Below are 12392 nucleotides of genomic sequence, written 5' to 3' on the forward strand. Positions count from 1 at the left end.
TGTGGTTGATTCTTTGATAGAAAGAGCTTGGTTTCGATAAAAACCCAAATAGTTTCGATAAAATGAGATTTTGTTTCGATAAAAACCCAAATAGTTTCGATAAAATGAGATTTTGTTTCGATAAATCTTCAAAGTATTCCTATAAAACGAACGAAAGTAGCTTAGCGATTCTGTTTTGGGGCTCGATACTAAATAGTAACAAGAAAAACCCTTTCATCGATCAATAATAAACCTATTTTTTCCTAATCAACACGCCTACTAATTTATTACCTTTTAACATTTCGTTCAAAGGAAAGATTACGAGCAGCTTAAAAAAGAATACTATGATTTCCAAGATAAAGGTCTGTAATTTTTTTGAACAATTAGAATGAAGTGGGCTCATCACCAAAAGTTGTGGATGACATTTTTTAAAATATATGTGCTGTATATTAGTTGATTGGAGTGGAGGCTGGGCGACTCCTTGGGGATCAGCGTCACAGATGAGACCCTGGAGCGAGCAACGCGAGTGAAGCGGCTCATCGGACGCCCCCAGGAAAGCGCCAAGTCGGAACGGAAATCAACCACACGTTTTGGTGAAGAGCCAGAAAGTGTTTTATGTAAATGCGACAATATTGAATCGGTTGAGCATAAAATTTCATACTAAATGAGAGTTATTTGATAGCATTGTAAAACTTTAAAAATACAAAATTAATAGATAAGGACTGCATCTATATTTTTAGTGCAGTCCGTTTTAATTTTGTCGATTGAAACATAGAGTTTAGTTGATAACATGCCAATATATGCTATAATTTTCCTAAATAAACTCTATCAAACTCTAATATAATAGTAATATTAGCTACTTATTTTATTGGGGGGGTGATTGAATATGAACCAAAAGGAGGATGAAGATATGTATAATGTAATGAGCAAAGAAAAACTTGAAGTAAACAAAGTTTCCGCGTATATAGTCAATGCTCCTGAATGCCATTTCGGAAATTCAATAGACGACAATGTGAAACTTCAAAACCTTCTCACGTTTGCTAACTTAATTCATTACGCTCAACATAATTATTTCCTATTTGAAAATGATATGTTTGCATCTAAAAATGGCATCTTTGTAGAAGATGTTAGAACTCCTTATCATACTAATTTTAATGGATATATGAATTCTTTACAATCATACTCTACCGATTTTACAGAAAATCAGTTGAATTCAATAAACATGAGTATTTCTATATTCAATAAGCTTAGTGCTAAAGAACTTTCTGAGATACAACATGAGTTAGCGACATGGCAAGTTTGTTATGAGAATTTTCTAGTTGGAAAAGGCTATGAGAAAAAACTAGGTAAAATTGATCGCAACAACATTAGATTAGAAGATATTGAAAAGATAAGAAAAATGATCAATAGTTACAATGAAAATAACGAAAAAGATTACTCTTTTGAAAAAGTAAATGGAATTACTTTTTATTATGAGGAGTCTGAAATACCTGTAAGCAAAGAAGATATTTTAGAATACCTTGCATTAGTTTCAGAAAGTGAAGTAAATGGCGAAGACGACACATTCTTTTTAGCATTCGATATTGATCAAGGATTATATCACTATTAGTGTAGGTATCGGTTTTCTTCTCCGATTACCTTTCGCTGACAATGGCGTTCTATCAAATAAGAGAACGTTTTTGGTAATTGGAGAAGAAAACAACTTTTTGTTAATGTTGAATGTAAGTACATCTAGAGGTAAAGAGCATAAGTTACTGTTTGAATCGAATGAAGAGATTATAAAATATAATCCACCTTTTGCTTATAAATCTTTTGTAAAATTTGATGCATTATATAAGGTAGAAAAATGTACAACTTTAAATAAATTCATTTTACGTAGAGGACAATCATTAGATACTGATGAATTAAATAGACTGACCATTCTATACGCAAACTACGCAGAAAATAATGAGGTTATAGAATCTGTTACCACATCAGAAGAGTTGGATAATTATTTATCCATATAACACCAAATGAAAAGAAGAAGTTGAGTGATTATTTCACTTTAATATGGTACCTGTAGTTAGGCCACTTGAAAAAGAGTGTTTTATCTACAGGTATTTTTACTTGAAATTCAAGATATAAGGACAAGGGGACAATATCAGAGGTGAAAATACTTCAAAAGAATCCTAATGTTAAACGTGTTAGCGAAAGGACTATTACATATACTGATGCCTTTAAAAATAAATTTATGGATGAGAATCTATTTGGTAAACTCCCCCGACAAATTTTTATGGAGAACAACTTTGATGTGGATGTTTTAGGGATGAAACAAATTGAACAATCAGCCCATAGGTGAAAAAGCTTATGAAAAGAATGGATTAATTGAGTGAGCTTACTGATTCAAGGAAAATGGGTTCTGGCAGACCATTAAAACGAGAACTTACATCATCCGAAATAATTGAACGACAGGAAGCCAGATTTAAGCTACTAGAGGGGCAAGTAGAAACTCCGAGCGAGCATTCAAGCCTAACTAGGTGTGGCTTTTTATCTGAATGAAATGGTGTGGAATGAGTATTAGATAATCTATTTTAATGGAGGTGATAGAGATTGAACAAGAAGGAGGATGATGAAATGTTAGAAGTCAAAGAAAAAATCGAAGCAAAAAAAGTTAGACTGAGTATTAAAAACATCGAAATTATCAAAGAACTAGCATCAAAACAAGAACCCCTTATAGTGGAAAATGGCATTGCTAAAATAGATTCTTCTCACCCTGATTATGAATTTTGGATGGAGGATTAATTGAGTTATGAAGGTTGGAGATATATACAAGATTGACTTTCCTTTTGAACAAGGACAAGGCAGTAAATATCGTCCTGTCCTTGTTTTTATTCTAATTACTGAAAATTCGGAATTTATTGCTTTGAAAATAATGTCTACTCCAAGATCATTTAATAGAGTTAAAATAGATAACTGGAAAGAAGCTAATTTAAGTAACGAGTCTTATGTCCAATTAGACAATTTTAAAAGAGTTAAGTTTAATAAGAGTTCTAATTATGTTGGCACTTTAAATTTCGATGACTATAATAAAATAGTTTCTGAATTTAATAAGTTCCATGAGCACGTAACTGTTCAGAAATAATATCCATAAGACTTATATTTATACAGAAGCTGTTTTTCCCTTTCATTTGGAAGGGTTTTTTATTTGAAAACATATTCTTACATAAAATAATAAAGAGGGAGGGATTTAGAGTAATTAGCTAGTAGGCATACTTCCTGAAATACCTTAGAAAATAGATTGAAACTATTTACCTCATTTCTACACACTTAAACTTATACATAAACGAGCGGTTCGGAATCAGTTTTTGGCGCTAGCTGATCACTATTTCGGCATACCTGAGTGGTTCGGTGTGACACCCGATCAGTTTTTCGGTATACCCGAGCGGTTCGGAGTGTTACCTGATCAGTTTTTCGGTATACCCGAGCGGATTTGGTCGTTACCCGATCACTTTTTCTCCACCCAAATCCTGCCCCATAAATTCTTCCAAGACAAGCACCCGAAAGTCCTCGATATAGCTAGATGCACAGCACTTTTCTAATTCAATTCTGCGTTAACTCGATAGAACACCATGAAATAGGTTCCTTAGTCTATAAATATTATTGAATCAACGTTTATCGTAAAATTAAGGATTTGTCCTAGTTTCTTGTAAAATGTTACTGAATCCGCCAATTTTGGAAATATTTTATGTATAATGAATGTGAAGGAGGGGAATTTTAACAAAAGTCTGACTGTAGTGGTAAATGGATTGGCTTGTGAAAAATAGCTGAGTTACTTCATTTCGAAATACATATAGTTGTAATTATAAGTATTTTTACATTATTTTCAAGCAGACGCAAAAAGAAAGTTTACAAGATTGTATATAATAGGGAGGATAAAATGAGACTAAAAACAATCGCAGCATTATTCATTATGTTACTTTTAGCATTTAATTTTGAGGTAGCTGATGCGAGCACATTTAAAGAAGTTAAAATTATTACAAGCTCATCAATTGAAGTATATGAAAAACCCGATACGTCCTCTAAAGTAGTAGGAACTGTAACAGAAGGAACACTTGTAACACAAATTAGCGAGGGACATAATGTTTCATTTTCACGTATATCCTATCTAAATAATGATGGGAAAATATTAGAGGGCTATATATCAGATGTTGCACTGGATGATGCTCTTTACGGTATTCAGATAGCTAGTTCTAAAAGTGGTTTGGTAGTGAAACAAACACCATCATTGAAAGGAAAAACAGTTGCGACTCTACAACATAAAATGGTTGTGAAAGACTTCGGTTCAGTTGGAAACGGTTGGTCATTAGTGCAATACGGTAATGTCGTTGGTTATGCGACTTCAAGTTTTATGAGTGAATCAAAACCAACAACTAAATATGTATTAACAGAGGGTCTTGTTGTTAGAAATATCGCTAGTCCTTCTGGAGATAATATCGGAGAACTTTCGAAAAACGAAGAAGTTTTAGTTCATTCTACAATTGCTGGATGGTCATTTGTAACAACTCCACTGTACGGAGGTTATGTACTAGATTCACATTTAACTTCTCAAAATCCGTTTGCTAAAACTAGTAAAGGGTCAAGTAGCTCATCAAAACCTTCAAACGGAAGTAAGTCAAAATATAAAAATTGTACAGAGCTTCGTAAAGATTATCCAAATGGAGTAGGTAGCGATCACCCAGCTTATGAAAAAAAGCATGATCGTGATGACGATGGATGGGCTTGTGAAAGATAGATAAATGCTGGGGCATAACTGGCTAAAACCTTAAAAGCGCGAGAAATCAATTTTAGAAACGTTGATTTCTCGCGTTTTTCTGATGAGTAAAATTTTTTATTCGTTAAAAGTAAAGTTTGAGTAAAAATACCTCACCATTTAATGGAATAGTTAATCTACTTCTAAAACGAAGGCATAGAAAGCGTCGCCATGAGATAAATTCGCTTCCTTTTCATCCATCCACCAAACGCCATAAGAATAATAATAAACTCCAGGTTGTGTAGGCGCGGTAAATCGATTGTCTGTAACGATGACTTCAGTTTCCTTGTTATTACTTATTTGTACAACATGAAATTTATTCGGTTTTGGTTCATAGTCCATCACAAAAGTTATATTTTCACCAGATTTAACTTTTATAGGCTTTTTACCTTCTAATAGTTCAACTGGTCCAGCAGTATCAACGCATTCACTTTTACCATCCCCTTGCCAACAATAAGTACCGAGTTTAGTTTCAAATTTTTTATTATCAATCTCAATATAGGCATTCGGAGGCTTTCCTACTGCCAATTCATTAGTATTTGAACACCCCATTAAGGTAAATCCAAAAAGAGCTACTACATATAAAAAATATTTCTTCATGCAAATCCCTCCTTTATATATAGACGGACTCGTTAATACTAAGTTACAAACAATTTTCATATTTATGGAACTTATGGTTTTTTTATCAGCTCGAACAGTTGCAAAATGTATCCAGATGTATGAAATGAATAATAGTTTTTCAATCAGCACTATTAAATATATGATTTTCTTCGATAAATACTAAGCGTCAAGCCGATAGCAACGCTTCCAAGTAGCATTGGGAAAAGACCATAGCTAATAAATGGGATTGGCATTGACATGAGGGGGACAAGTCCAAAGAGCATCAATATTTGGTATACAATTTGCGTTGTTAAAAAGGCAAGCCCACCTATCATTAATAAACGACCATATTCGTTTTGAATGATGCGTAATGTGTGTGCAATACGATAAATGATGAAGCCAAGAATACCTACAACGATGACACCTGCAATAATCCCATACGTTTGTAAAATCGTGAGTAATACAAAATCAGTATGCGCTCCACCAGCAAACGGTTGATTGCTAGTGCCAAACCAGGCAAGCTGTTTCATCACACTTGAGAGAAGTAATACATTCGGATTATCTTCTAAACCTGGTGTATAGATAGTCTGCATTCGTGAAAGCTGGTACGGTTTTAATGGTGCCAACATTAAGTAGCTGATTAATGCTACAAATAGGAAACTAAATGCTACGGTAACTGTTAGCTTTTGCTTGCGAGAAAAGCTACTAGCATAAAATAATGTCGCTATAATCGCTGTATACGTACATAATAGTGAAATATCTGACAATCGCATGTAGTAGTATGCACCGATAAAATAAAGAATGAGTAGCAACCATAGTGATTTTTTTTGTTTAGCGAAAAACCCAGCAAACGCAATTAAAAAGAGAGGCAACGTCATCCAACCTTTTAGTTCAAGGGGACCTGCTTTAAAAAAGGTCACACCATTAATCATTCCATTACCATTTAAGATAATAAGAAATAAAAGACATGCAAGTACATAAATAAGCGTGGAATAGCGTTCAAGCTTGCGAAAATCGAGTCGCATGAATAAAATCGCCACCGCAATGCCCCCAATAACAATTACGACATTACGGATGATAAAATCTCGTAACGCGAGTTCAGCAGGCAGGAGCGGTAAGAAGCTACACATTGCTGCCAGCACAAATGGAATAACGAGTAGCCAATCGATTTTCGGTTGATGAATCTGATTAAGTGAGACACCGAGATTTGTAGCATTGCCCATTTCATGCACAGCCTGTTGTTCCGCATCAATATCGCTATAGCCCTTTTTCTGCCAAGCCTGCTTTGATTTCGCTAAATGATACGTCAACTCCTTTTCAACAGCATCATGCGCATCCTTGTTACGAATATGTCCCTTAACATGTTGAATAAATTCTTTAATCGTTCGCATAGCACATCTCCTTCAGTAATTGCTGAAGAGAAGGGAGCTTTTCTGTTTCTTTATTAAGTTTTGTCAGCAGTTTAATGCCCTTATGTGAAAGAACATAACGCTTTTCGTTCTCGTGCCACTCGCTTACGACAAGTTGCTGCTGCTCAAGGCGATGCAGCGATGCATAAATCATCCCTTCATTGAAATGAACTACGTCTTTGTTTTTTGTATAAAGTAGTTGTGTAATCTCATAACCTGTGCGCATCGTTTGTAGCAGCGGTAACAGCACCTGATCCGAAAGTTCCTCGTGCATACCTTTGCGCACAGCTTCTCGATGCTTTTCTGTAAATTGCACTTTTTGAAATTGATTTTTCATGGCTTGTTTAAAACGTGTTTCCGTCAAATGGATTCCCTCCTAACGCTTTTTGTAATAAAGCTCGAGCCTTACGAAGTCTTGTTTTCACCGTATTTTTATTCAAAGATAAAATGCTGGCAATCTCCTGAATCGAGTACTCCTCAAAATAATAAAAGTAAATAAGTTCACGATATTTTACGGGGAGTGCCATCACGAGGTCAAACAGCGCATCATCTTCACTATGTTGAACGACCTGTTCTAGTAAATCACCAGTTTCCAATGTTTCCGCTAACACATTTGTTTCGATAACATCGACGTTTTTCTTGTACCAGCTCTTTATATAGTCCTTTGAATGATTGATGGCAATACGCCACAACCATGTCTTCAAACTTGATTTACCCTGGTAGCTTGAAAGGGCCTTATAGCACTTAATAAAAATCTCTTGCGTTAAATCCTCTGCAAGTGCAGCATCATGTACATATGTATAAACAAGCTGTAACACCTCTTGACCATAATCTGTCATAAGCTCTTCGATTACCTGATCTCGTGATAATCCGCTTACTTGCATTGTTTCTTCCATCTTCATCCCTCCTTACCTGTTCATTCATTAGACGATTGCCAAATAGTACCGGTTTTATTTTTGCAAAAATCCAGGTGTGTTGATTAACCATTTTTATCCACCCTAATAAATAGAAGGATCTGATTTCCGCTACGGACTACTCGCTTTGTTGCGAGCGAGTAGCCCTACGCTACAAACTCTTCATCATAAAATGTGGTTGATTTCTTTGATAGAAAGAGTTTGGTTTCGATAAAAGCCCAAATAGTTTCGATAAAATGAGATTTTGTTTCGATAAAAGCTCAAATAGTTTCGATAAAGAGCGATTTAGTTTCGATAAATCTTCAAAGTATTCCTATAAAACGAACGAAAGTAGCTTTAGCGATTCTGTTTTGGGGCTCGACACAAAATAGCAACAAGAAAAACCCTTTCATCGATCAATAATAAACCTATTTTTTCCTAATCAACACGCCTGATAAAAATCACTATTTATTGGATCATCACCAAAAGTTGTGGATGACGTTTTTTTAAATATATGGGCTGTATATTAGTTGACCTTCGTTCCGACTGGGCGACTCCTTGGGGATCAGCGTCGAGGGCACTGAAAAAGTGGTTAGATAAAGGAAGTAGCGAATTTTTTCTCTACTTCCTTTTCTTTTTCATCTATAATTATTAGTATACTGTTCATTTTAGGTGGTGCTTTTTATGCTTTCCAAACAAGAAACGCTTGCTCTTAGTCCTCATATGGCAATCTATGATTTAGTTGTGCCAAAAGATAATATGCTTCGTCAAATGAAGGAATTAATTGATTTTACTTTTGTTTTAGAGGAATTAGAGACTAAATATTGTCTAGATAATGGTCGTTACGCTATTTCACCTATTCGTATGTTCAAATATTTATTACTTAAGGCAATTTATGATATTTCTGATGTTGATGTAGTAGAACGTTCTAAATATGATATGTCCTTTAAATATTTTTTAGATATGGCACCAGAAGAAGGTGTTATTGAGGCAAGTTCTTTAACAAAATTCCGTCGATTACGTTTACAAGATGTCCAATTGTTAGATTTACTCATTCACAAAACCGTAGAACTAGCTATTGCACAGGGTGTTTTAAAAAGTAAAACATTGATTGTAGACGCAACACATACGAAGGCACGCTACCAACAGAAGTCCCCGAAAGAGTTTTTACAAGAGAAATCAAAACAGGTACGAAAAGCCGTGTATCAATTCGATGAAACAATGAAATCAAAATTTCCCACTAAACCGACTTCTCAAGATATCCAAAAAGAAGTGGACTATTGTCACCAAGTCATTCAAATAATAGAAGAAAATAAGGCTATTGCTCAAATACCAAGTGTACAAGAAAAAGTAAATGTCCTCAAAGAAGTTATTGAAGATTATGAGCTTAAAATAAATTACTCAGCTGATCCTGATGCACGTGTCGGTTATAAATCTAAAGAGAATCCTTTCTTTGGTTATAAAACACATTTGGCAATGAGTGATGAAAGACTTATAACAGCAGTAGTTGTAACAACAGGTGAAAAAAGTGACGGGAATTATTTACAAGAGCTAGTAGAGAAGAGTGAGCAAGCAGGCATAGAAGTGAACACCATTCTTGGAGATACAGCGTATTCTGGTAAAGAGAATTTATTATACACAAAAAAGAAAGAGATTCAACTCATTTCAAGGCTACATCCTGTTATTACGAACGGTCAACGGAAGCAAGAAAGTAAGTTTGAGTTTAATAAAGATGCCGATTTATATGTGTGCCCTGCTGGACATTTAGCAAAGAGTAAAAGTATTAAAAAGCGTAAGAATTCCACGCAAAATACACAATTAAAATATTTCTTTGATATAGAAAAATGTAAAGTTTGTCCTTTAAAAGAAGGGTGTTATAAAGAAGGAGCGAAAACAAAAAGTTATTCAGTTTCTCTTCTGTCAAATGAACACATAGAACAAGAAGTGTTTCAGGAAACGGAATCCTTTAAACAATTGGCAAAAGAACGCTATAAAATCGAAGCAAAGAATAGTGAAATAAAAAACAGACACGGGTATAATCAAGCAAACGCCACGGGTCTATTTGGTATGCAAATACAAGCAGCCGCAACGCTATTTGTCGTGAATATGAAGAGAATTTTAAAACTAATGAACGAAAAAAGCAAAGAATAATGAAAGAAATCGGACGACCCCTTCCTAAAAAAGGATGAAATGGCGCCCGATATTTTTTTTGAGTTAAAAAATTTTAATTTTGATGAGTTTTTCAGTGCCCTCGATCAGCGTCACAGATGAGACCCTGGAGCGAGCAACGCGAGTGAAGCGGCTCATCGGACGCCCCCAGGAAGCTCTGCTCTGCGCGAAAGCGAAGCGGCAGCGGCAAATGTTTTATCTGCGCGAAAGCGAAGCGGCAGCGGCAAATGTTTTCTGTAGCGAAAGCAAAGCGACAGCTACAAAGCGCCCAGTCGGAACGGAAATCAACCACACGTTTTGGTGAAGAGCCTATTTATTTGAAATTAAATTAATAATAGGAAAGTATTGCGCTTTTTAATTATTACAAATAGACGGTTGACTTTAAATAGCAGCTCATGTAAAATATTTCAAAATCACAGTTAAATTCGATGAAAAAGAGAGTAGTTTATGGTGCTACTGGAAAGCGAATTAGGGACGGTGTGAGCCTAATGCAGAAACCATAAATGAAACGCACTTTGGAGAAGGTTCTCGAATGAGTAGTAGAGAATATCGGGGAGTCACCTCGTTAACAATGGAAAGTGGTCATATTTTATGGCAACTAGAGTGGTACCACGGGAAAACTATGCTCTCGTCTCTATTTTAGAGACGAGGGCTTTTTTATCTTCATTCAGCAGAAAACTCTTATTTCTAAAGGTAAGAGATGAAAAGGGGATGTGGTTCCTTTTCAGTGAGTTTCCAAACCCCTACTGAATGAAGATAAAGCCTCTGTGCGGATGTTACGGATTTTGAAAGGAATAAATTGTGCGGGCACTATTCAAAATCCGGACGCAATTACGCCAAGACGAAATTAATTATATATTGGGAGGAGAAAAAACATGTATAAACAAATCGCGAAAAGTATAGCTGAGGCATTGAATAACGAACTGACGTTTAATGAAATTCAAAATTTACTGGAGAAACCGAAAAATTTGGACTTAGGGGATGTGGCATTTCCATGCTTTACACTAGCTAAAAAATTAAGAAAATCCCCGCACACAATCGCTGTCGATATTCAAAACAATTTACGCTGTGACTTCATACAAGAAGTTCAAGTAGTAGCTGGATATGTCAATATATTTTACCATCAGCCAACGATTACTAAACAAGTGCTTAGCCAAATAGTAAAAGAAAAAAACTTATATGGCACCGTACAGGAACCAAAAGGGAATGTTGTTTTGGATTTTTCTTCACCTAATATAGCGAAGCCATTTTCCTTGGGCCATTTACGTTCTACAGTAATCGGTAATGCTTTGGCAAACATTGCCGAGAAAAATGGCTATAAAGCAATTCGTATTAATCATTTAGGTGACTGGGGAACACAGTTTGGTAAATTAATTGTTGCCTATAGAAGATGGGGCGATCAACAAACTATTGAAGCTGCTCCAATAGAGGAATTATTAAAAATTTATGTGCAGTTCCATGAAGAAGCGGAAAAGGATGACACACTTAATGAACAAGCACGTGCTGCTTTTAAAGCATTAGAGGATGGGGATGAAGAGGCATTAGCTCTTTGGCAATGGTTTAGAGATGCTTCACTCGTAGAATTCAAGACCATTTATCAACTGCTTGGCATTGACTTTGATTCATTCGCTGGCGAAGCCTTCTACAATGACAAAATGGCTGCTGTTGTGCAAGAGCTGGAAGAAAAAGAGCTGCTTGTAAAATCCGATGGTGCTTATGTCGTTGAAATAGACAATATGCCTCCATGCTTAATAACTAAAACAGACGGTGCTACGCTTTATGCTACTCGTGATTTAGCAGCTGCTATTTATCGTAAACAACAATATGATCCTCAAAAAATATTTTATGTAGTAGGGAATGAACAATCTCTTCATTTTAGCCAACTATTTAAGGTTATTGAGAAGATGGGGTACAATTGGGCAAAAGACTTACAGCATGTGCCTTTCGGGATGATCCTAAAAGATGGTAAAAAAATGTCGACGCGTAAAGGGAAGATTGTTTTATTAGCAGATGTACTGAAGGAAGCGATTACAACGGCGAAGAGAAATATCGAGGAAAAAAATCCAATGCTTGAGCAGAAAGATAGCATCGCACATCAGGTTGGTGTAGGAGCAGTCATTTTTAATGATCTAAAAAATAATCGTCTACATGATATCGAGTTTTCCATTGAGCACATGATGAATTTTGAAGGTGAAACAGGGCCATATATTCAATATACGTATGCTCGTATTTCATCTCTTCTGGAAAAAGCAGATTTCAATAGTAACGAAGTATCTTTCGAAGTATTAGGTGAGCAAGCTTGGCCTGTTATTTTATTACTGGAACAGTTTCCGAAAGTAGTTGTTAACGCTTTTGAGCAAGCGGATCCATCACAAATTGCTAAATATGCCCTACAATTAGCACGTCTATTTAATAAATATTATGCGCAAAATAAAGTATTAGTTGATGACAACCAAAGAAGTTCACGATTGGCATTTTGTCAATGTGTATCTGTTGTTTTAAAAGAATCACTAGCACTGTTAGGAATTGATGCACCTAAACATATGTAGGCAC

14 protein-coding genes and 1 other annotated feature are annotated in these 12392 nt (G+C 35.5%); of the genes, 10 read left to right on the forward strand and 4 right to left on the reverse strand.

Annotated features, from left to right (window positions below; translation table 11 throughout):
- Window positions 1-460: 460 nt before the first annotated feature.
- The 7 genes from QUF91_RS13765 (at window position 461) to QUF91_RS13795 (ending at window position 4750) form a co-directional block, all read left to right on the forward strand.
- A complete protein-coding gene (locus tag QUF91_RS13765) occupies window positions 461-643 on the forward strand; it encodes a hypothetical protein (RefSeq protein ID WP_289418127.1) in 183 nt (60 codons plus the stop codon).
- Between the two features lie 222 nt (window positions 644-865).
- Window positions 866-1588, forward strand: coding sequence for a hypothetical protein (locus tag QUF91_RS13770; protein ID WP_285398887.1), 723 nt, complete (start codon window positions 866-868; stop codon window positions 1586-1588).
- A gap of 70 nt (window positions 1589-1658) precedes the next feature.
- Window positions 1659-1985 carry a hypothetical protein gene (locus QUF91_RS13775; protein WP_285398889.1) on the forward strand — a complete coding sequence of 109 codons (327 nt, stop codon included), beginning with the start codon at window positions 1659-1661 and terminating at the stop codon, window positions 1983-1985.
- A gap of 140 nt (window positions 1986-2125) precedes the next feature.
- Window positions 2126-2317: an HTH domain-containing protein gene (locus QUF91_RS13780; RefSeq protein WP_285398891.1), complete on the forward strand. Its 192-nt coding sequence runs from the start codon at window positions 2126-2128 to the stop codon at window positions 2315-2317.
- Window positions 2318-2592: 275 nt separating this feature from the next.
- The gene (locus tag QUF91_RS13785) at window positions 2593-2760 is read left to right on the forward strand and encodes a hypothetical protein (protein ID WP_285398893.1); all 168 of its coding nucleotides are present in this window, start codon (window positions 2593-2595) and stop codon (window positions 2758-2760) included.
- Between the two features lie 7 nt (window positions 2761-2767).
- A complete protein-coding gene (locus tag QUF91_RS13790) occupies window positions 2768-3100 on the forward strand; it encodes a type II toxin-antitoxin system PemK/MazF family toxin (protein ID WP_285398894.1) in 333 nt (110 codons plus the stop codon).
- A gap of 795 nt (window positions 3101-3895) precedes the next feature.
- Complete coding sequence (locus tag QUF91_RS13795) at window positions 3896-4750, forward strand: excalibur calcium-binding domain-containing protein (RefSeq protein ID WP_289418128.1); 855 nt, start codon at window positions 3896-3898, stop codon at window positions 4748-4750.
- Window positions 4751-4900: 150 nt separating this feature from the next.
- Here QUF91_RS13795 and QUF91_RS13800 read toward each other — a convergent pair whose 3' ends face one another.
- The 4 genes from QUF91_RS13800 to QUF91_RS13815 all read right to left on the reverse strand — a co-directional run bounded on the left by QUF91_RS13800 (window position 4901) and on the right by QUF91_RS13815 (window position 7673).
- Complete coding sequence (locus QUF91_RS13800; RefSeq protein ID WP_285398897.1) at window positions 4901-5368, reverse strand: S24/S26 family peptidase; 468 nt, start codon at window positions 5366-5368, stop codon at window positions 4901-4903.
- A gap of 152 nt (window positions 5369-5520) precedes the next feature.
- Window positions 5521-6759: an FtsW/RodA/SpoVE family cell cycle protein gene (locus QUF91_RS13805; protein WP_289418129.1), complete on the reverse strand. Its 1239-nt coding sequence runs from the start codon at window positions 6757-6759 to the stop codon at window positions 5521-5523.
- On the reverse strand, window positions 6746-7141 hold the full coding sequence (locus QUF91_RS13810) for a helix-turn-helix transcriptional regulator (protein ID WP_285398899.1): 396 nt from the start codon (window positions 7139-7141) through the stop codon (window positions 6746-6748). The genes QUF91_RS13805 and QUF91_RS13810 overlap by 14 nt, the downstream gene beginning before the upstream one ends.
- Window positions 7122-7673: a sigma-70 family RNA polymerase sigma factor gene (locus QUF91_RS13815; RefSeq protein ID WP_289418130.1), complete on the reverse strand. Its 552-nt coding sequence runs from the start codon at window positions 7671-7673 to the stop codon at window positions 7122-7124. Before QUF91_RS13815 ends, QUF91_RS13810 begins: the two co-directional genes overlap by 20 nt.
- 681 nt (window positions 7674-8354) lie before the next feature.
- Here QUF91_RS13815 and QUF91_RS13820 point away from each other — a divergent pair.
- The 3 genes from QUF91_RS13820 (at window position 8355) to argS (ending at window position 12388) form a co-directional block, all read left to right on the forward strand.
- Window positions 8355-9821 (forward strand): IS1182 family transposase, encoded by a 1467-nt coding sequence (locus QUF91_RS13820; protein ID WP_285398117.1) that lies wholly within the window; start codon window positions 8355-8357, stop codon window positions 9819-9821.
- 94 nt (window positions 9822-9915) lie between these two features.
- On the forward strand, window positions 9916-10143 hold the full coding sequence (locus QUF91_RS13825; RefSeq protein WP_289418131.1) for a hypothetical protein: 228 nt from the start codon (window positions 9916-9918) through the stop codon (window positions 10141-10143).
- 115 nt (window positions 10144-10258) lie between these two features.
- Window positions 10259-10478: a binding site (T-box leader), on the forward strand.
- A 236-nt stretch (window positions 10479-10714) separates the two neighbouring features.
- Window positions 10715-12388 (forward strand): arginine--tRNA ligase, encoded by a 1674-nt coding sequence (gene argS, locus QUF91_RS13830; RefSeq protein WP_285397499.1) that lies wholly within the window; start codon window positions 10715-10717, stop codon window positions 12386-12388.
- The last annotated feature ends 4 nt before the right edge of the window (window positions 12389-12392 follow it).

It is taken from the genome of Lysinibacillus sp. G4S2 (genome assembly GCF_030348505.1).
Classification (GTDB): domain Bacteria; phylum Bacillota; class Bacilli; order Bacillales_A; family Planococcaceae; genus Lysinibacillus.